21 protein-coding genes are annotated in these 19,542 nt (G+C 57.0%); 9 read left to right on the top strand and 12 right to left on the bottom strand.

Annotated features, from left to right (window positions below):
- On the bottom strand, positions 1 to 1,149 hold the full coding sequence (locus SPHFLASMR4Y_RS02515) for a cupin domain-containing protein (RefSeq protein ID WP_089132155.1): 1,149 nt from the start codon (positions 1,147 to 1,149) through the stop codon (positions 1 to 3).
- 130 nt (positions 1,150 to 1,279) lie between these two features.
- Here SPHFLASMR4Y_RS02515 and SPHFLASMR4Y_RS02520 point away from each other — a divergent pair, with 130 nt between their 5' ends.
- On the top strand, positions 1,280 to 1,825 hold the full coding sequence (locus SPHFLASMR4Y_RS02520; protein WP_089132156.1) for a pseudouridine synthase: 546 nt from the start codon (positions 1,280 to 1,282) through the stop codon (positions 1,823 to 1,825).
- A gap of 57 nt (positions 1,826 to 1,882) precedes the next feature.
- Positions 1,883 to 2,848, top strand: coding sequence for an alpha/beta fold hydrolase (locus SPHFLASMR4Y_RS02525; protein ID WP_089132157.1), 966 nt, complete (start codon positions 1,883 to 1,885; stop codon positions 2,846 to 2,848).
- Between the two features lie 40 nt (positions 2,849 to 2,888).
- On the opposite strand, the gene ung is transcribed toward SPHFLASMR4Y_RS02525, so the two are convergent.
- The gene (gene ung, locus SPHFLASMR4Y_RS02530; RefSeq protein WP_089132158.1) at positions 2,889 to 3,593 is read right to left on the bottom strand and encodes a uracil-DNA glycosylase; all 705 of its coding nucleotides are present in this window, start codon (positions 3,591 to 3,593) and stop codon (positions 2,889 to 2,891) included.
- Between the two features lie 132 nt (positions 3,594 to 3,725).
- On the opposite strand from ung, the gene SPHFLASMR4Y_RS02535 reads away from it, so the two are divergent.
- The 3 genes from SPHFLASMR4Y_RS02535 to SPHFLASMR4Y_RS02545 are packed head-to-tail and all read left to right on the top strand — an operon-like array spanning position 3,726 to position 5,827.
- Positions 3,726 to 4,859, top strand: a complete 1,134-nt coding sequence (locus SPHFLASMR4Y_RS02535) for a beta-ketoacyl-ACP synthase III (RefSeq protein WP_089132159.1) — start codon at positions 3,726 to 3,728, stop codon at positions 4,857 to 4,859.
- A 15-nt stretch (positions 4,860 to 4,874) separates the two neighbouring features.
- Positions 4,875 to 5,279 carry a GFA family protein gene (locus SPHFLASMR4Y_RS02540; protein WP_089132160.1) on the top strand — a complete coding sequence of 135 codons (405 nt, stop codon included), beginning with the start codon at positions 4,875 to 4,877 and terminating at the stop codon, positions 5,277 to 5,279.
- On the top strand, positions 5,276 to 5,827 hold the full coding sequence (locus SPHFLASMR4Y_RS02545; protein ID WP_145955443.1) for a hypothetical protein: 552 nt from the start codon (positions 5,276 to 5,278) through the stop codon (positions 5,825 to 5,827). The genes SPHFLASMR4Y_RS02540 and SPHFLASMR4Y_RS02545 overlap by 4 nt, the downstream gene beginning before the upstream one ends.
- 17 nt (positions 5,828 to 5,844) lie before the next feature.
- Here SPHFLASMR4Y_RS02545 and SPHFLASMR4Y_RS02550 read toward each other — a convergent pair whose 3' ends face one another.
- The 7 genes from SPHFLASMR4Y_RS02550 to typA all read right to left on the bottom strand — a co-directional run bounded on the left by SPHFLASMR4Y_RS02550 (position 5,845) and on the right by typA (position 11,399).
- On the bottom strand, positions 5,845 to 6,246 hold the full coding sequence (locus SPHFLASMR4Y_RS02550) for a VOC family protein (RefSeq protein WP_089132162.1): 402 nt from the start codon (positions 6,244 to 6,246) through the stop codon (positions 5,845 to 5,847).
- Position 6,247: 1 nt separating this feature from the next.
- Positions 6,248 to 7,024: an enoyl-CoA hydratase gene (locus SPHFLASMR4Y_RS02555; RefSeq protein ID WP_089132163.1), complete on the bottom strand. Its 777-nt coding sequence runs from the start codon at positions 7,022 to 7,024 to the stop codon at positions 6,248 to 6,250.
- On the bottom strand, positions 7,024 to 7,848 hold the full coding sequence (locus SPHFLASMR4Y_RS02560) for an SDR family NAD(P)-dependent oxidoreductase (protein ID WP_089132164.1): 825 nt from the start codon (positions 7,846 to 7,848) through the stop codon (positions 7,024 to 7,026). The genes SPHFLASMR4Y_RS02555 and SPHFLASMR4Y_RS02560 overlap by 1 nt, the downstream gene beginning before the upstream one ends.
- On the bottom strand, positions 7,845 to 8,156 hold the full coding sequence (locus SPHFLASMR4Y_RS02565) for a hypothetical protein (protein WP_145955444.1): 312 nt from the start codon (positions 8,154 to 8,156) through the stop codon (positions 7,845 to 7,847). The genes SPHFLASMR4Y_RS02560 and SPHFLASMR4Y_RS02565 overlap by 4 nt, the downstream gene beginning before the upstream one ends.
- Positions 8,157 to 8,251: 95 nt before the next feature.
- Complete coding sequence (locus SPHFLASMR4Y_RS02570) at positions 8,252 to 8,569, bottom strand: DUF3297 family protein (RefSeq protein ID WP_089132166.1); 318 nt, start codon at positions 8,567 to 8,569, stop codon at positions 8,252 to 8,254.
- Positions 8,570 to 8,655: 86 nt separating this feature from the next.
- Positions 8,656 to 9,516, bottom strand: a complete 861-nt coding sequence (locus tag SPHFLASMR4Y_RS02575; protein ID WP_145955445.1) for a hypothetical protein — start codon at positions 9,514 to 9,516, stop codon at positions 8,656 to 8,658.
- 65 nt (positions 9,517 to 9,581) lie between these two features.
- Positions 9,582 to 11,399 carry a translational GTPase TypA gene (gene typA, locus SPHFLASMR4Y_RS02580; protein ID WP_089132168.1) on the bottom strand — a complete coding sequence of 606 codons (1,818 nt, stop codon included), beginning with the start codon at positions 11,397 to 11,399 and terminating at the stop codon, positions 9,582 to 9,584.
- A 140-nt stretch (positions 11,400 to 11,539) separates the two neighbouring features.
- Here typA and SPHFLASMR4Y_RS02585 point away from each other — a divergent pair, with 140 nt between their 5' ends.
- Positions 11,540 to 12,505: a bile acid:sodium symporter family protein gene (locus SPHFLASMR4Y_RS02585; protein ID WP_089132169.1), complete on the top strand. Its 966-nt coding sequence runs from the start codon at positions 11,540 to 11,542 to the stop codon at positions 12,503 to 12,505.
- An 87-nt stretch (positions 12,506 to 12,592) separates the two neighbouring features.
- Here the strand turns inward: SPHFLASMR4Y_RS02585 and SPHFLASMR4Y_RS02590 are convergent, their stop codons facing one another.
- Positions 12,593 to 15,100 carry an ABC transporter permease gene (locus SPHFLASMR4Y_RS02590; RefSeq protein ID WP_260807044.1) on the bottom strand — a complete coding sequence of 836 codons (2,508 nt, stop codon included), beginning with the start codon at positions 15,098 to 15,100 and terminating at the stop codon, positions 12,593 to 12,595.
- On the bottom strand, positions 15,097 to 15,822 hold the full coding sequence (locus SPHFLASMR4Y_RS02595; protein WP_089132170.1) for an ABC transporter ATP-binding protein: 726 nt from the start codon (positions 15,820 to 15,822) through the stop codon (positions 15,097 to 15,099). Before SPHFLASMR4Y_RS02595 ends, SPHFLASMR4Y_RS02590 begins: the two co-directional genes overlap by 4 nt.
- A 17-nt stretch (positions 15,823 to 15,839) precedes the next feature.
- On the opposite strand from SPHFLASMR4Y_RS02595, the gene SPHFLASMR4Y_RS02600 reads away from it, so the two are divergent.
- From SPHFLASMR4Y_RS02600 to SPHFLASMR4Y_RS02610, 3 genes are all read left to right on the top strand, one after another.
- Positions 15,840 to 16,556, top strand: a complete 717-nt coding sequence (locus tag SPHFLASMR4Y_RS02600) for an arylesterase (protein ID WP_089132171.1) — start codon at positions 15,840 to 15,842, stop codon at positions 16,554 to 16,556.
- A 160-nt stretch (positions 16,557 to 16,716) separates the two neighbouring features.
- A complete protein-coding gene (locus SPHFLASMR4Y_RS02605) occupies positions 16,717 to 17,922 on the top strand; it encodes a toxic anion resistance protein (RefSeq protein WP_089132172.1) in 1,206 nt (401 codons plus the stop codon).
- A 6-nt stretch (positions 17,923 to 17,928) separates the two neighbouring features.
- A complete protein-coding gene (locus tag SPHFLASMR4Y_RS02610) occupies positions 17,929 to 18,642 on the top strand; it encodes a hypothetical protein (RefSeq protein WP_089132173.1) in 714 nt (237 codons plus the stop codon).
- Positions 18,643 to 18,826: 184 nt separating this feature from the next.
- Here SPHFLASMR4Y_RS02610 and SPHFLASMR4Y_RS02615 read toward each other — a convergent pair whose 3' ends face one another.
- On the bottom strand, positions 18,827 to 19,270 hold the full coding sequence (locus SPHFLASMR4Y_RS02615; RefSeq protein ID WP_089132174.1) for a glyoxalase superfamily protein: 444 nt from the start codon (positions 19,268 to 19,270) through the stop codon (positions 18,827 to 18,829).
- Positions 19,271 to 19,542: the final 272 nt, after the last annotated feature.

Below are 19,542 nucleotides of genomic sequence, written 5' to 3' on the forward strand. Positions count from 1 at the left end.
CTAACTCCAGTCGAATGACAGGTTGCCGCGGTTATAAAGCTCGGCGAGAAGTGTCACAGCATCATCCGAACCACGCAACCCGGCGTCGACCGTCAACCTGTCCCGGGCGCACAATTGTTCTGCCAATACGCTCGTCTCACCGGCGCAGTAAAAGCATTCTCCGTCGATGAATAGCAGCAATTGACTGTCATCTTGTCGAATAAAGGAAAACCGGCTGGCAGGATTGCGGAGCAGCGGGTGATTCTCGGCCAGCAAGGCGCGCAGATGGTCTGTTTCGATCGGGTCCTCGGGACGCCAGTCGGTATCCGGATATCTGGGCGTGCTGCTATATTGGCCGAACCAGCGTGCAAAGGCAGCACGATCCGTCAGCTTCTCCGTAATCATGGCATGCAACCGGTCGATGGCGGCAGCTGGTATTTCCCCGGGATTTTCCTGTGTCGTCAGATCGGGATCGCAATATCTGTCATCATCGGTCATTTCGGGCAGCAGGTCGTCACACCAGTGACCGATCAGTTCCTTTCGCGAGGGAGAACGGAAGCCGACACTATAGGTCATGCAATCCGGTCCGATCGCAACACCATTATGGGCGATACCTGGCGGGATGTAGAGCATATCTCCGGGGTTCAGTACCCATTCTTCCATGACTTCGAATTTTGCCAGAAGCAACAAATCCTCGTGCGAGCGCAGTGCGGTTTGATCATTGCACATGCCGCCAATCTGCCAACGACGCTGGCCGAGGCCCTGAACCAGAAACACATCATAATGATCGAAATGAGGGCCAACCCCGCCGCCATCGCTGGCATAGCTTACCATCACGTCATCGATCCGCCAGTTGGGGACGAAACGAAAAGGTGCGATTAGCGCGGCTACATCCGGGACATGCTGGTCCACGGCCTGCACCAAAAGGGTCCATGGTGAATTTCCCAGTTCTCCGAAACGCGTTTCTGGCAATGGACCATGTTCGGCATTCCAGTCGTCGCTCGATTGTGTGATCAGGCGTGATTCCACATGATCTTCGCAAGCAAGCCCTGCGAGATCTTCGGGTGTCAGGGGATTGTGCCAGAACTGCCACGGATTTCGGATCAGCAGCGGGCGCTTCTGCCAGTAGTCGCGCAGGAAAGTAGTGCTATCGAAGTTGTTGAATTGCATCGGTATGCGCTACACAATTTTGATTGGCACCGGTAGCCATAGCGGTAATGAAAATCGGGTATGCACCCGAATTTTATCGCTCCCGGCGCTGGGGCGTTGCTCATTGGACATGTCGCTGCCAAAGGGGAGCATGGCGAAACTGATCCTGTTCAACAAACCCTTCGGCGTGCTGCCGCAATTCACCGATCGTGGGAGCGAGACCAAACGTTCGACGCTTTCCAATTTCATCGATGTGCCCGGTGTTTATCCTGCTGGCAGGCTGGACCGTGACAGCGAGGGCCTGATGATGCTCACCGATGATGGCAAGTTGCAGGCACGCATATCCGATCCCAAATATAAGATGCCGAAAACCTATCTGGTGCAGGTAGAAGGCGATGTTTCGGAAGACGGCCTCGCTATGTTGCGACGAGGCGTCGAATTGAAAGACGGGTTGACCAGGCCCGCCACAGTCGAACGGATCGCGGAACCGGACCTTTGGCCCCGCGATCCGCCGATTCGGGTGCGAAAGAGCGTGCCGGATTGCTGGATCAAACTGACAATAAGCGAAGGTCGGAACCGGCAGGTCCGGCGGATGACCGCGGCTGTCGGCAACCCCACATTGCGGCTTGTGCGCTGGAGCATCGGGGACTGGACGCTCGAGGGACTTCTGCCCGGCGAATGGCGGGGCGATGGATAGGCCCTTTGCGCTTGTCGGCTTTTTGGATAGATCAGTCTCTCGGGAGTGAGACAAAAAATGAAAAAGATGATCAAAATCATTCTGCTGTTGCTGGTAGTGCTGGGGGCGGCTTTTCTGATTTTCCGGACTCCGGATACAGATCGTGCCGATATGATCGCCAAATATGGCAGTGAAGCCTCGCGCTTTGTCGAAGATAGCCATGGTGCTAAAATCCATTATCGTGATGAAGGCAACAAGGACGGCCCGGCGCTACTGCTGATCCACGGGTCGAACAGCCTGCTCCAGACATGGGAGCCCGTGGTGGCTCTTCTCGGTGTTCGATATCGTCTCATTTCCTTGGATCTCTATGGTCACGGCCTCACCGGCCCCCATCCGACTGGCGCCTATGATGCCGATACCAATATCGCGGCTGCGGTCCGGGTGCTCAATACGGTCGGCGTCGACAAGGCCTATTGGGTCGGGAACAGTATGGGCGGCTGGCTGAGCTGGCGTGCCGGTCTGTCGGTACCGGAGCGCATCTCTGGACTGGTTCTGATTGATGCGTCCGGTGCGCAGGTCGCGGAAAAGATCAAACCCTATCTGGGAGCCAGGCTGGCGCGGTCCTCCATCGGACAGATATTGCTGCCGGAAATTACGCCGCGCTTTCTGGTCAAATCCTCGCTGGAAGAAAATTTCGCCAAGCCGGAGCGGCTGACCGAAGCGCAAGTCGATCGCTATTGGGAACTGCTTCGCTTTCCGGGCAATCGACAAGCGGCAGTCGATCGGGGCAAGACCCCGCGCCAGCCGGAAAAATGGGACGAGGTCGGTACTTTGGAAATGCCCGTGCTATTGCTCTGGGGCGAGCAAGACAGCGTCATCCCCGTGTCTCACGCTCGCGCGTTTGAAGCCGCAATCCCGGGCAGCAAGCTGATCACCTATGCCGATGCCGGTCACCTTCCAATGGAGGAAACGCCGGAACAGGTGGCGCGGGATATTGATGCCTGGATACAGCGTTTGAACGTAGCGCCGGCTGTACCGGAATGAAATTCCTTCCGGGCTGCAACCGGTTTGGCGTGTCGTCTATCTAGGAGGCAACATCGGGCAGGCTCCAGTCAATCGGTGCCATTCCGTTCTGTTCCAGAAATCTGTTGGTTCTGCTGAAATGCTTGCAGCCGAAAAAGCCGTGATAGGCGGACAGCGGCGAGGGGTGAGGGGCCTTCAAAACGAGATGCCTGCCACCGTCTTCCACGCTTTCCACAAAGGCGGCCTTTTTCTGGGCGTAGCTTCCCCATAGAAGAAACACGACCGGTTCGGGTTTTGCCGCAATCAGCCGGACTATGGCATCGGTAAATTTTTCCCAGCCCCTGCCACGATGGGAAGCGGCGTTGGCCATTTCCACCGTCAAGACGCTGTTGAGCAATAGCACGCCCTGCTTCGCCCAATGTTCAAGGAAGCCATGAGCAGGGCGCGATAGGCCGAGATCGCTTTCCAGCTCCTTGTAGATATTGACCAGCGACGGCGGCGGGCGAACGCCGGGCTGGACGCTGAAGCACAGGCCATGGGCCTGCCCGGGACCGTGATAGGGGTCCTGCCCAAGGATGACCACCCGCACCCGATCAAGCGGAGTGAGATCAAGCGCGCGAAAATATTCTTCGCTCTTGGGGTAAATCTGTTTCCCTGCCGCTTTTTCCTGCAGCAGAAATTCCCGTAGAGCGACCATGTATTCGCTCGAGAATTCGTGGAGGAGTGGCTGTTTCCAGCTTTCGTTCAATTTGATGTGATCATCCATGCCGGATCGATAGCAAGTCGCAATTGACAGGCAAAGCAGGATCGACCCGGCTTGCCAGTTTCGCTAGAGGAGATTACCGTCTCTCGCAGGTGCCATCAGAAAGCGCGAGCGCAAAAGGAACTATCTCTTCCCATGACCGACAGCAATATTCCCGTCATTTCCGCAACCGGCCTGTTTACGCCGGAGAATAGCATCAGCAACGAGGAACTGGTGGCCAGTTTCAACGCCTATGTTGATCTCCACAACCGCGAAAATGCTGATGCTATAGCAGCAGGGCACGTTGAAGAGCTGCAACATAGTTCGGTGGAGTTCATTGAAAAGGCGTCAGGCATTAAATCGCGTTTTGTCCTGTCGAAGGACCCGATCCTTGATCCGAAAGTCATGTGTCCCCGCTTGCCGGAGAGGCCCGACAGCGAGATCTCCATATTGGCGGAAATCGGCGTGAAGGCCGCTTTGCAGGCGCTGGAACGGGCAGGGCGCAAGCCAGAGGATGTCGACGCGGTGTTGTGCGCCTGCTCGAACCTGCAGCGCGCCTATCCCGCCATCGCGGTCGAAATCCAAGACGCTCTCGGCATGGAAGACGGATTCGGCTTTGATATGAATGTCGCCTGTTCGTCTGCAACCTTCGGCATTCAGACCGCGGCAGATTATATCCGCTCGGGTAGTGCCCGATCGGTTCTGGTTATCAATCCGGAGATTTGTTCCGGCCATCTCAACTGGCGCGACCGGGACAGTCATTTCATCTTTGGTGATGTGGCTACGGCGATTCTTGTCGAAGCCAAGGATATTGCGCCGGCCCAGCATTGGGAGATCGTCGGAACTAAACTCAAGACCCAGTTTTCCAATAACATCCGCAACAATTTCGGATTTCTCAACCGCACCCATCCGGAAAGCCGCGACGACAAGGACAAGCTGTTCGTCCAGGAAGGGCGCAAGGTGTTCAAGGAAGTGGTACCGATGGTTGCCAATATGATCAACGAACAGACGGAACGTCTGGGTATCGAAGCAGGGTCGTTGCGCCGTCTCTGGCTGCATCAGGCCAATGCCGGCATGAACCGCCTGATCGCGCAGCGGGTGCTGGGCCATGAAGCGACTGACGACGAAAGTCCGACAGTTCTCGACACTTATGCCAATACATCGTCCGCTGGATCGATCATCGCCTTCCACAAACATAGCGAGGATCTTTCGGACGGAGATATCGGGCTGATCTGTTCCTTTGGCGCGGGCTATTCAGCAGGAACGGTTTTTGTGCGCAAAAATGCCTAAAGAGGGAGGATTGATATGACGATGACAGGCCAGTGCTTATGCGGTGCGGTAAGCTATTCGATCGCAGGCGAGATGCAGATGTGCGGTGTCTGTCATTGCAAAAACTGCCAGCGCCAGGCGGGCAGCTCCTATTCCGTGTTGTTCGCGGTGGCGGATGACCAGATTAAGATCAGCGGCGATCTCACCACCTATGAGGATCATGCCGATAGCGGCAATGTCGTCCATCGCCACTTTTGTGGTACTTGCGGTTCACCGGTGAAAACTTCGCTTCCGAGCCAACCGGGAATGACCTTCATCAAGGCAGGCACGCTGGATGATAGCAGCGTGCTGAAACCGCGAATTCATTTCTGGACCGGCAGCAAGCAGCCCTGGGTCGAGATTGATCCGAATGTTCCACAAATGGAGGGTAATCCCGGGTGATCATACCCAAAGCATGTGTTGCTGCTGCGACATTGCTGATGATCGCCTCGGGATGCTCGAGCGAGACTCAGATGGATGCATCCAAGCGACTGGACCAGCCGCAAATCATTATCTTGCAGGCCGATGGTCTGGCCCGACCAGACGGGACGCTGCTAAATTATGGCAGCGACATAAAATCTGTAACTGCAATGATCGAGCGCTTCGGTCCGGTTGACCAGCATCGCAACACTGATTGCGGCGCCGGACCCATGGTCTTTGTCGCGTCCCCGGCGACTGGACTCACTGCGAATTTTCAGAACGATCAACTGGTTGGCTGGTTTTATGACGGTAATGGGCGGTCGGCCCGTCTGGTGAATGATATCAGTGTCGGGTCAACCTATACCGAATTGAGCAACGCGATGCCTGTCGAAATGCAAGCCGACAGCACGCTGGGTGTCGAATTTTTTGCTGGTGATCCTGCCGGGTTTGTAGGCGGTTTTCTTTCTGGTCAAAGCCATGATGCCGTGGTCGAGAGTCTGTATTCGGGGACTAACTGCTTTTTCCGCTAAGCGTGGCTGGCGAAAGATTATTCGCCGCGAAAATTGAGTTCGAGCAGCACTCCGTTGGGCTCACAAAAGAACAGCTGTTTTAGCTCAATAGAGGGAATGTCGTTTAGCCGATAGCCGATTCCGTGGGCGTCCAGGCGTTTGATAAACGCCAGATGATCGCTGCAGTCCAGCGCGACGTGATGGATCGCACCAGTGCTGGGGCCGGCCTGGGTGTCTCGTTGATAGGCCTGCACCATTTCTCTGGAATTGATATGGAATATCGCTCGGCCGCTATCGTCGTAGAGCCACTGGACCAGTTCCGGCGGCAATGGTTCGGGGCCGTCTCGTACATCGAGATCAAATATGTCGACGAAAAACCGGGCGGTGCCGGCGAGATCATCGGTAATGATGTTCACATGGTCCAATGCGTTGAGTTTCATGTCAGCCCTTCAACTTGCGACCGCGCTCAATGATAGCCTGTCGACGCTTTTCGACATCGTCGGCTGACACATTCCCGTTCCACGCGTCGGTGGTCTGTTTTTCCAGCACCAGCGCGTCTTTGAAACTGCGATCATAGCCGTCAAAGATCAACTTCTTATATGCTTTGAGAAATTCAGGGTCGATACTCGCGATATCCGCGGCCAGTGCGCGGGCTTTGGGCATTAGTTCTTCGGCCGCATAGACATGGTTGACCAGACCCCAGTCGCAAGCGGTCTGCGCGTCCAGAAACTGACCGGTGAAGCTCAGCTCGCAGGCTCTGGACAGGCCGATGAAACGTGACAGTTTCTGCGATAGCCCCCAGCCGGGAATGATGCCGACCCGCGCGTGGGTATCGGCAAAACGGGCATTCGTCGAAGCGATACGGATATCGCAGGCGAGAGCCAGTTCGAAGCCGCCGGTGATCGCGACGCCGTTGATGGCGCCGATCACGGGAATGTTTAATGATTCCAGCGCCCGGCAGGGGTTTCGTGCAGGGTTCTGATCGGTCGCAGCACCCAAGCCCTGTTCTCCCAGTTCCTTGAGATCAAGGCCGGCCGTAAAGGCCCGCTCACCCGCACCGGTCACGATGACGGCACGGATATCATCATCCTGTGCTATGTCCTGACAGGCGTCGAACAACTCGGTTCGCAGGCCGTGGGACAGAGCATTCATCGCCTCCGGGCGGTTGAGCGTTATTGTGGCAATGCCGTCTGTTTTGTCCAGCAATATCAAAGCCATCAGTCTTTCTCTCCCGCTTCGTATTTTTCCGCTATCTGAGCGCCCAGCGCGGCCGTCATCGCAAAACATTGGTCGGGATCGCTTTGCCGCAATAAGGCGATTTGCTGTTCCATTCCCTCTGCGATGAGAAGCTCGGGAATATTGTTCGCTACAGCCTCCAGAATCTGCCGCGCGCACTCGTCCGGTTCCATTCCATTGTCGATCGCAGCATCAGATTTCCCGCGGCGTTTGCCCTCTTTGGTCAATGCGTTGCGCGAGACATTGGTGCGGATCGAGCCCGGCAGGATATTGGTGACACGGACATTATGCAGCTGCTCGATTTCGGCGCGCAAGGCGTCCATATAGCCGATCAGTCCGTGTTTGGCGGCGCAATAAGCGGTGCGCAAGGGGACGCCGACACGACCCGCAACAGAGCTGATCCCGACAATATGACCACCGCCCGCCGCGATCATGTGTGGCAATAACAATTGGGTTAGCCAGATTGGCGCCAGCAGATCGACATTGATGATCTTGTGATGGACGTCGGGATGGGTGTCGAGCGCCAGACTGCGCTGGCTGATCCCCGCATTATTGACGAGAATATCGACCTTGCCCTTCCAGTTGCGTGCTTTCTCGACCTTTGCGGGGAGTGCATCGTAGTCAGTGGTTTCAAAAGGCAGAATGCAGGCATCTGTCGCGATACCGGCAGCGACTTTTTCCAAAGCTTCGGTGCGGCGGCCCGACAGGATGATGTGGGCACCTTCGGCCGCAAAAGCCTTGGCCAGTGCTTCGCCAATTCCTGAAGATGCTCCGGTGATCCAGACGATCTTCCCGTCAAATGTCATAGGTCCGCTCCTCTTTCCGCTGCTTTTGATTTTTTCCAGCCAGCATAGCATAATGCCAGCATGATCACATTACCCAAAGCGTCAAGGAGCCCCATGCTGGTGAACACAGGATCATGGAAAGTAAAATAATAATTGAACCCGAAAAAGGGCAGCAGTGCGATTCCATAGACCAGAAAAGTCAGTGACGAAAAGCGGGAAAAGGCAGCGAACAGACCCGACAACAGAGCCTGCGCACCGAAGCAGGCGATGGCGAACGGCAATATCCGTCCGCCTTCGCGATATTCCGGCAGCAATGTCGTATCAATCACATGCTGCGGAAAAAGCGAGGCCCAGCCGCCAAGGACAAAGAACACCAGCGCAAAGAATAGCTGGATGCGCTTTGGTGTGATGCTGGTTATGGCGGCTAAGCGCTTATGCTGGTTTTGGGCGCATCGTCGCCCAGATCTTCGAACCAGGCTTCCACTTCGCCGTTCAGCTTGATCAGCAGCGGATTGCCCTTGCGATCCATGGTTTTGCCGGCTTGCACCTTAACCCAGCCTTCGGAGACACAATATTCCTCGATATTATGTTTGCGTGTCCCGCGGAAATTGATCCCGATCCCGCGCGTGAGCAATTCGCCGCCATAATGCGGGCTCCGCGGATTGATGGCCAACCGGTCCGGCGGGGTGTCTTGTCCGGAGGCTGCGCTATTGGCGGGATCGGGCTGTTGGTTTTCGGTCATTTCTATTTTCCTGTATTGCTGCCGCGCTTTGCCAGATTGTTCGCCAAAATCAAGTATTGAGCGTCGAGAGTATATCAGTGCCGCGGCTAGTTTGAAGCAGCTGCCTCTGCAGGACTGTCATCGGCAAGAGCCCGGTAAATGCCGGCAGGGACCAGAAGATAGAGAGGTATCAGTGAAAAATATAATATGACGGCCACGATCAGGGTCAAAGCGACCGATATTTTCGTCAGAAAATACGCGAGTACAAGCAGCGCGAACATGAATAGAGCGACCGCGATGCCGATAATAAAAAGGTAGAGCATGAGCATGAGACTGTTCCCCTTGGTCAGCTTCCACGAGTCGATCAGAGCCTGAAAGGAATTATAGCTGCGTTTTGCCGCCATGAGCGGCCCCGTAGTGCCGAACCTCGCGAGAAGAAACAGCATAAGGGCCAGCAATCCGGTGTAGATTAACACGAATATGGGGCCTAAACCCGGTCCGGTGCCGGCAGTCGCTACCCCTCCGCCGGAAGCGAAACCTATTGCCAGCAGGGCAACAACCATGCCGACGAACAGCATGGCGATAAAGAACAGGATATATATGGTGATCACAGCCAGAGTAGTCATCAGGGCTGCACCGAAACCGTAGGCAATGATACCGCCAGTCGTGTCCTGACCCCGGGCCAGAACCAGTCTCCAGGCGATGAAACAGCCTGTCCAACTGGCGATCCAACTGATGATATTTACAATGCCGAGAAGCGAGGACTGGCCTTCCATCAAACCCGCCATTGCTTGGGAATCGCCGTTCATGTTCTCGAATGCTGCCAGATAGAAGTCGGAAAACAGCCAGTAGAACAAAGCGAAAAACGGGACCGTTGTGGCAAGCATCACCAGAGTGACGGCAACGCCATGTTCCTTGAGCATGGCGATCATGATCAACCAGGCCTCGCCCATATCAAAATTTCGCATTGAAGTTCCCCCTGCCGCTGCCTCACATTGTGAGTGCAGCAAGGGTAGTTCAAATCATCGGCAGGTCAAGCAGCCTCCGCCTTGCGCGAGGCTTTCTTGCGTTCGTTCGGATCAAGATAGCGCTTGCGAAGACGAATATTCTTGGGCGTCACCTCGACCAATTCGTCATTGTCGATATAGGCGATCGCCTGTTCCAGCGTCATCACGGTGGGCGGTGTCAGGCGCACTGCATCATCCTTGCCGGTCGAGCGGAAGTTGGTGAGCTGTTTCGATTTCATCGGATTGACGTCGAGATCGCCTGGTTTCGCATTTTCACCGATCACCATGCCTTCATAGACAGCGGTCTGGCCGCCGATGAACAATATGCCACGTTCCTCAAGCGCGTTCAGCGCGTAAGGCACAGCATTGCCGGTACCGTTGGAAACGAGTACGCCGACCGGACGGCCTTCGATCACGCCCTTGTAGGGGCCGTATTTCTCGAACAGGCGGTTCATGATGCCGGTGCCGCGCGTATCGGACAGGAACTCTCCGTGATAGCCGATCAGGCCGCGCGATGGCGCAGAAAAGGTCAGGCGGGTCTTGCCGCCGCCGGACGGACGCTGCTCGGTCAGCTCGGCCTTGCGCCGCTGCATTTTCGAGACAACCGTGCTGCTATGCTCGTCATCAACGTCGATAACGACGGTTTCATAGGGTTCCTGCCGTTCGCCATTCTCTTCACGATACAGCACGCGGGGGCGGGAAATACCCAGTTCAAAGCCTTCGCGACGCATGGTTTCAATCAAAACGCCGAGCTGCAGTTCGCCACGACCCGCGACTTCGAAACTATCTTTGTCTGCGCTTTCGGTGACCTTGATCGCGACATTCGATTCGGCTTCCCGAAGCAGACGGTCGCGGATCACGCGGCTGGTGACCTTGTCACCTTCGCGACCGGCCATCGGGCTGTCATTGACCGAGAAGTTCATAGACAGGGTTGGTGGATCGATCGGCTGCGCAGCAATCGGATCAGTGACCGACGGGTCACAGATGGTATTGGACACGGTCGCGTCGGTCAGGCCTGCAAGCGAAATGATATCGCCCGCCTTGGCGCTTTCCACCGGGACACGCTCCAGGCCGTTGAAGGCCATGATCTTGGTGGCGCGGCCGGTTTCGACCACCTTGCCATTCATGTCGATCGCATGAATGGGCATATTGAGGTCGATCTTGCCGCTTTCGACTTTGCCGGTCAGGATACGGCCGACGAAATTGTCGCGGTCGAGCAGGGTGACGAGAAATTTGAATTTTGCGTCGGGGTCGACATCAGGCTCGGGAACATGTTCGATGATCTTGTCGAGCAGCGGCGTGAGATTGCCTTCGCGCACCTCGGGTGTGTCTCCGGCATAGCCATTGCGGCCACTGGCGAAGAGCGACGGGAAATCAAGCTGATCGTCATTGGCATCGAGGTTGACGAAAAGATCGAACACTTCGTCAAGCACTTCCTCGGGACGGCCGTCGGGACGGTCGATCTTGTTGACCACGACGATCGGCTTGAGGCCCAGCGCCAACGCTTTGCCGGTCACGAATTTTGTTTGCGGCATTGCCCCTTCGGCACTGTCAACAAGCAGGATAACGCCATCGACCATCGAAAGAATACGCTCTACCTCGCCACCAAAGTCGGCATGACCCGGGGTGTCGACAATATTGATCCGCGTGCCTTTCCATTCGACGCTGGTGCATTTTGCGAGAATCGTGATGCCACGTTCTTTTTCCAGATCGTTCGAATCCATCGCGCGTTCTTCGACACGCTCGTTTTCACGGAATGTTCCGGATTGGCGGAAAAGCTGGTCCACCAGCGTGGTTTTGCCGTGATCAACGTGCGCAATGATTGCAATATTGCGAAGAGACATATCTAATTCTACCGTAAGAGAGGATAGGGCGGCCATAGGCAAAGCCCCAATATTGCCGCGCCCTTAGCCTGTTTGGTGCTGCGCCGCAACATCAGAAAGCTTGCCAAATGCAGTTGGGCCATTCATTTGGCCTAACCAAGATGCAGACCCTCCGCCTGATCCTGACCGACAAGTTCATCTGGCTGCTCAGCGGAGCGGTCCTGCTGGCTACCCTGATTCCCGTGCAAGGGGCGGCAAAAGATATTGCTGGTATATTGTTCAATGCCGGTATTTTTGCAGTGTTCTTGCTGCATGGAATCCGTCTCGAGCGTCACGAAGTGAAAGCCGGTCTGCGCAATATACCGTTGCAGGGCACGATATTCATCTGGGTGTTTGGCGTGATGCTGGCCATTGGTCTGCTGTTTTCGAGAGCGGTCGATCAGGTCTTGCCGGCCGATGTCGCGCTCGGCTTTCTGTTCCTGGGCGTATTGCCATCCACCGTGCAATCGGCAACCAGCTATTGCGCAATAGCGAAAGGCAATGTTGCCGCATCCGTTGTCGCCAGCGCGTTTATAAATCTTGTCGGTGTATTCCTCTCGCCGCTGTTGTTTGCAGTGTTGGCACGCGCGGCCGGTGTTGAAATCACATCTGATACAATCATCAAGCTTGCCACTATCCTGGTGTTGCCTTTTGTTCTGGGGCAGGCCTTTCAGAAGAGGCTGCGGCCCTGGGTGATGCAGCACAAGGATATAACCGGCTGGATCGACCGGGGTGCGATCGCGCTGGCTGTCTATGTTTCCTTTTCTGCGGCGATCATCGCGGGGATGTGGAGCAGGGTGAGCGGTGAGGAATTTGTCTGGCTAGCGGCTGCGCTCTCTCTCTGGCTGGGGCTGGCCTTTGGCGGCACCTGGCTGCTCGGCGGTGTGATGGCGTTCGCCCGGGATGACCGGAAAACGCTGTTATTTTCCGGCGCACAGAAAAGTGTCGCTATCGGCGCACCCCTGGCGGCGATTATATTTGCACCGGAGCGTGCAGGACTGGTGATTTTGCCACTGATTTTTTACCATCTCGCGCAACTGTTCCTGTCCGCGCCCGTTGCTGTGCGTCTGGCCGGGGACGAGGATTAGCGAACCATCCTTCGTACGTCCTGAGCTTGTCGAAGGACAGTTCAAGGCCATACTGCACTTCGACAGGCTCAGTGCGAGCGGTCGATTCTACAGTTCTCGCAAAGCCCGCGCCGGTTTGGCGGATAGGACCGGTATCGATCCAAGCAAGCCAATACCCAGCGTTGCAAGCGCGCCGGTGCCCAGCGTCAGCAGGACAATTCCCCAATCAGGTTGCCAAGTAAATTCGAAAATCTGGGTGATCACGAACCAGCCGGCAAGCAGACCCAGGCCCAGTGCCACGGCTGATAGCAGAAAAGCGAGAAGGGCATATTCAATTGCCTGGACCGACAATATCTGTGGGCGGGTGGCGCCGAGCAGCTTGAGAATCACGCTATCATAGACCCGCGCCTGACGGGATGCTGCAATGGCACCGATCAGCACCGCTATGCCGGAGAAGATCGCGATCGAGGCGGCCGCGGCAATGGCAGTTGCCATCTGGTCCAATATGTCGCCAATCTGGGATGCGATTTCCTTGACCTTTACCATCGAAATGGAGGGAAATTCTTTGGGCAGGATATTGAGAAGAATGTCCTCTTTCTCGGTTTCCAGCTGGATGGTCGCCGCGACATTATGCGGGACATCGGCCAGCACGCTCGGCGGGAAGACCAGGACATAGTTGAAACCGAAATTGCGCCAGTTGACCGTGCGGAACGAGGCGACCCTGGCCGGGATTTCCACGCCGAGCAGGCTGACGGTCAAGCTGTCGCCGATCTTCAGGCCCATCGCGGCGCCTTGCTCTTCGTCGACCGACACAAGCGGCGGTCCGTCATAATCGGCGGGCCACCATTCGCCCTCGGCTATTTCGCTGCCTTCCGGGATGGCCTCGCTATAGGTGAGACCACGGTCGCCTCGCAGCACCCACGCGCCTTCCGGCAGCGTTTCCAGTTCAGCGACACGCTGGCCGCGAAATTCGGTGATAGTTCCGCGCAATGTCGGCACGATATTGACCTCTGCACCTCCGGACGTCTCTGCGACCCTGGCGCGAAAGGCTTCAGTCCGTTCGACCGGAATATCCAGCACGAAGAAACTAGGCGCATCGCGCGGCACGGTCGACTGGATTTCGTTGGTCAGGCTGGTCTGGATAGCGGCCAGCGTGGCGAATAGGGTCAGGCCCAGTCCCAATGCTACCACCAGTTGCCCGGTCTGTGCCCCGGGGCGATGCAGGCTGGTCAGGGCGAGACGGAGCAACGGATGTTTAGGACGCGGCGCCTTGCTCGCCAGCCAGCGGATCAGCGCGCCCAATCCCGTCAATAGCAAGAGGATCGCCGCCGCGGCGCCGATGAATGAGGCTGAAAATAGTGGTTCGTTGGCCGTACCGAGGGCGAGCGCGATGATGGCGGCAATCGCAAGGCTGACACCGATCCAGCTTTGCCGGTCAATCTGTCGCCATGACTTGCCTTCGCCGCGGATGATACCCGCCGCCGGGATTGTCTTTGCCCGTGACAAGGGGGGCAGGGCGAAGATAACGGCGATCAGCAATCCGTACAGTGCGCTGACCAGCAGAGGCAGCGGATAGACGGCAAATTCCGGCCTGATCGGCAGGACATCGCCGGCAATCTGGATGATCGCCAGCGGTGCCAGGGCGCCGACCACGAGGCCGAAGGCAATGGCCCCCAGCGCCACAGCCATGATCTGGAACAGATAGATGCGAAAAATCATCGCGCTGTCCGCGCCGAGTATCTTGAGCGTGGCGATCGCGCCCTGCTTGCCGCGCAAATAGGAAGCGACGCCGTTGCCGACACCGATCCCGGCGATCACCAGCGAGGCAAGACTGACGAGCGTCAGAAACTGCCCCATGCGCTCGATGAAGCGCCGTGTGCTGGGGGCGCCATCGTCGCGGGTCTTGATTTCCCACGAGGCGTTGGGAAATTGCTCGGCAAGCCGGTCACCGACTTCGCGCGGGATGGCTGTCTCGGGCAGTTTGAGGCGATATTTGCTCTCGAACAGGCTGCCCGGCTGGATCAATTCTGTCGCGCGGAGACTGTCGAGTGACGTGATCGCCACGGGGCCGAGCGACAGGCCTTCGCTGAGCCGGTCGGGCTCTTCGGCGATGATGCCGGAAATGGTAAAGCTTGCCTCGCCAAAATCAATTGTGTCGCCGGCTTTCAGGGCAAGCCGCTGCATCAGGGCAGGGGTGACGTAAATATCCTGCGGCGCTGGTGCGGAGACTGTCTCGCCGCTCTCCAGCGTAAATTGGCCATATAACGGATAGCTGTCGTCGACACCTTTCAGTTCAACCAGCTGCGTGTCGCTGCCGTCGGGTAGCCGGGCCATCGCCTGCATACGCAGCGTTTCGGACAGGGTTCCTGCCTGTCTGAGGGCCGAAAGTTCTTCTCTGCTGGCTTCGCGCTGGGCTACTGCTATTTCGAGATCGCCACCCAGAATCGCCTGGCCGCGATTGGCCAGTTCTTCGGTGATCGCGTTGGTCAGGCTGCCGATTGCCGCCAAAGTGGCGACGCCGAGAAACAGGCAGATGATCAGCAGCCGGAGCCCGACAAAACGGCCGCGCAAATCGCGGCGGGCTATCGTCCAGGCCTTGCCCAGTTCAGCGCTCACGCGGCGCTGTCCCGTTCGATCAGACCGTCGCGCAGTTCGATGATCCGGTCGCACCGTTTCGCCAGTTCCGGGTCATGGGTGATGATCAACAGGGTTGCCGAAGTCGCTTTCTGGCGTTCGAACAGAAGGGAGATGATCTTGTCGCCCGTCGCGCCGTCAAGATTGCCGGTCGGCTCGTCGGCGAAGATGATCGTGGGACGCGAGGCCATTGCCCGGGCTATTGCCACCCGCTGCTGCTCGCCGCCGGACAGTTGCGTCGGATAATGCCCCAGCCGGTCGCCGAGGCCCACTGCCGTCAACTCTTCTGTTGCAATGTCAAACGGATCGAGCTGGCCATCCAGTTCCAGCGGCACCGCGACATTTTCCAGCGCTGTCATTGTGGGAAGCAGGTGGAAAGCCTGGAGCACTATGCCTACCCGTCCGCGCCGCGCCACAGCCAGTTGATCCTCGTTCATCGTGCCAAAGTCAGCCCCGGCGATATTGACCTCACCGCCTGTAGCCCGCTCCAGACCGGACAGGATCGCCATCAGTGATGATTTGCCAGAACCCGATGGCCCGAGCAGCGCAACCGTCTTTCCTTCTGTAATCGAGAGATCGATGCCCCGCAATATATCGACCCGTGCCTCGCCTTCCCCCAAAGACAGGGTGACATTCCGGGCGGCAATCGCGATATGGGTTTCAACTGTGGCGGCGTCGCCTGGAGCGGCGGTTTTCTGGATCATGGGGGTAAGGATATCCGATGTTGAAGAATTTTATCGTATATGGGTTCACACTGGCATTTCTGCAACTTTTGATCGCTTGTGGTCCTGCGCCGGACGAGCAGCAAGCTGTTCGAGAGGACGTAGCAGCGGCTCCGGCGGACAGCGACGGTGATCAGGCTGACGCGGCGGATGAGACCGAATTTCTGGTCGTTGCCTTTGGTGACAGCCTCTATGCCGGCTATGGTCTGGACCAGAAACAGGGCTTCGCGCCGGAGTTACAGGCGGCGCTGACGGCGTCTGGTCAGGACGTTCGGGTTCACAATGCCGGCGTCTCGGGCGATACCACGGCAGCAGGACTTCGGCGCATGGACTTTGTCCTCGACAGTCTGCCGCGCAAGCCCGATCTCGTAATTCTGGGGCTGGGTGGCAATGATATGCTGCGCAGCCTGAAGCCGTCGGAAACCCGGGCGAATATGGATGCCATGGTGAAAAAGCTGAAGGAACGGGACATTCCCGTTCTGCTGACCGGCATGCTCGCGCCGCCCAATTTGGGCAAAGAATTTACCGACGAATTTAACGTTATTTATCCAGCGCTTGCCAGAAAATATAATGTCGCGCTCTATCCGTTTTTCATGGACGGGGTGCTGGGAAATCCGGAGCTTTTTCTGCCGGATGGCCTGCATCCTACGGCCGAGGGCATTGATGTCATCGTCGGCAAGATTACGCCGCAGGTGGCAGAATTGCTGGAAAGCTGAGCCCGGACCAAAAATGGAAGATTTGGAAGCATGTTGCGCCTTTCCGAAAAAACTGTATTATTTTGCTAATACAGCTGTTGAAACGCTTGAAAAGCGGGGCATTTGCATCCATTTATAGAGAAAGCCCCGCACTGGTGCCGGGGCAGGGAGGCTGAAGAACATGGCGACCGAAACAATCACCGCGACCGACGACTTGAAACTGACTCCGCCCGACCCGGTGGTTCCCGTCGCGCCTGAAAAGGCCGCTGGCCTGGTGCCGGTTGGAGACGAGATAAAATCGAAACTGGAGGAAAAAGTAGACACTTTTATCGCGGATTTGATCGCACAGGACGAAAATAGTCCCGAATTCGGCAAAAAAGTGGACCAGATTACCAATATGGGCCGGAAAGAAATTGCCGAAGCGGCGGGCCAGTCCAACCGTTTTCTCGATCGCCCGATCCGTTCGATGGACGAAGAAAGTGGCATCGGTTCCGACCTCGCCGAACTGCGCCGCACGGTCGAGGATCTCGATCCGGGCAAGCGCGGCAATCTGACAACGAAGAAGAAGCTGTTCGGAATCATTCCCTTCGGCAACAAGATGCGCAACTATTTCGACGGCTACAAAAGCGCGCAGGGCCATATCGGTTCGATCCTCGACCGGCTTCGCTCCGGCAAGGACGAGCTGTTGATGGACAATGCGGCGATTGACGTCGAGCGCAAGAATCTCTGGGCGGCGATGGGGCGTCTGGAGCAGATGATCCACGTCTCCAAGGTTATGGACCAAAGGCTGGAAGACAAGGCGGCCGAACTGGACGCAACCGATCCGGCCAAGGCCAAGGCGATCCGGGAAAGCGCGCTTTTCTATGTTCGCCAGCGCACCCAAGACCTGCTCACCCAGATGGCGGTTACCGTGCAGGGCTATCTCGCGCTCGACCTGGTCAAGCGCAACAATGTCGAACTGGTCAAGGGTGTCGACCGGGCCAGCACGACCACCGTGGGCGCACTCCGCACCGGGGTTACCGTGGCCCAGGCGCTGACCAACCAGAAGCTGGTCCTCGACCAGATCAGCGCGCTCAACACCACCACGGCGGGTGTGATCGACAGCACCAGCGAAATGCTGAAGAACCAGACCGGCCAGATCCACGAGCAGGCAGCCTCGTCGACCATTCCGCTGGAAACGCTGCAACGCGCCTTCCAGAATGTCTATGACACGATGGACAATATCGACACGTTCAAGCTGAAAGCATTGGAAAATATGAAGGCAACGGTCAATTCGCTGTCCGGTGAGATTGAAAAGTCGAAAGGCTATATCGCGCGGTCGGAAGGCCAGGCGAAGGCGCAGCTGGAAGCGCCTTCCGAGAACCCCCTGTCGGCGCTGGAGGAATAGAGACTGGTGCCCGAGACTAATCAGCAAATCCTGGACAGCGCTTCGCGAGCGCTTCGCGACTCCCAATTTCGGCGTTCAATCGGCAATCGCTCGCACAAGCTGAAGCAGGGCCATTTCTTCAAGAAACTGGGTCGCGCGGCGATGTGGACCGCCGCTGTGCTGGTCGGTGCCAGCGTGGTCGGCGGGATATTGAGCGGCATCGGTTTCTGGGGCGTGATGATTTCTGCCGGTCTGATCGCGGGCGGCATCTGGGCGTCGATGAAATTCCCGAAAATGAAAATCCCGACGCCGGAAACCATCGTAAAGTCCGACCTCAAGTCCCTGGCAGGAAAGACAGAAATCTGGCTGGAAAGCCAGCGTCCGGCCTTGCCCGCGCCCGCGGTGCAGATCGTCAACGGCATAGGCGTGCAGCTGGATATGCTGTCCCCGCAGCTGCAGAAGCTCAATGAAGGCGATGCCGCGGCCTATGAGGTGCGCAAGCTGATGGGCGAGCATCTGCCCGAACTGATCAACGGCTATAAGGCGATCCCGCCCTCGATGCGTGGAAAGCCCAATGACAGCGGCAAATCGCCTGACGAACAGCTGATCAGTGGCCTGTCCCTGATCGAAAAGGAAATATCGGGCGTCACCCAGCAGATCGCCAAGGGCGATATTGACAATCTGTCGATCCGCGGCCGCTATCTCGAGCTCAAATATGATAAGAGCGCCGAAGCGGAATAGCGCTGGCCGCCCGGTCCAGCGCTGATTCCGGATCGCGTTTCATTGCTACAGGCCTCAGCCGGGCTGTGCCTGGGCCAGGATCTCAAACACGGACTATTGATCGGCAGCCTGCCCATCTCCGGACGCTCTGGTTCAGTCGAACATGGCCATGGTCATGTCCGTCATCGTGATCCGCTATTCATCATCACAGCGCGAGAACCATATGCGGTTTGCCATTGGATGTTTTGGCCGGTGAAGTACCATCAAGGCCCACCGCGCAATTCAGACGCCGGCGGAAATTGGAAAAAGAATCAAACGTGACCACATCGATTGCTTTTTCGAGCTGGATCGACACCTGATAAAGCTGACCCGGTTTGATTGCCCGAATGCCGACGACCTCGCCCTGAAAGGACTGTCCCAGATAACGGCCGCTCACGCTGTCGCCGAGGCCCAGTTTTTCAATGGCCGGACGGTTGGATGCCGAGGCGTGGAGCGTATTCCAGTCCTTGAAGCCTCTCTGATGAGCGATCATTTCAAGCGATTTGCTGTGCGATATCGGCGCTGAATTCGTTGCCGTTTCAGACCGCAACTGGCGCGCCTGCTGTTTCAGTTCCTTCAGCGAAGGGGTGTTTTGTCGAAGGGAGTTCATATCTATCTCATTCACTACAAAATATGCTTCGTTGGAATGGTGCTTGCGTTGCCATCTTGAAGCATGTTCTGGACATGACGAGATGTTGTTCCTCAGGGAGCTTCACCAAGACAATTGTCTGCAAGCGGCGGGTGTCCCGAAACCGTCCTCTGGATATGGCCAAGCCGATATCAAGTCAACCTGCTTGTACCCATTGGCGCGGAGGCAGGCTTTACCGATATTGCCGCCCGGATATCGGGAATGGCGATCAACACCATCCGGTGAGCCCCGAC

It is taken from the genome of Sphingorhabdus sp. SMR4y (assembly GCF_002218195.1).
Taxonomy (GTDB): Bacteria; Pseudomonadota; Alphaproteobacteria; order Sphingomonadales; family Sphingomonadaceae; genus Parasphingorhabdus.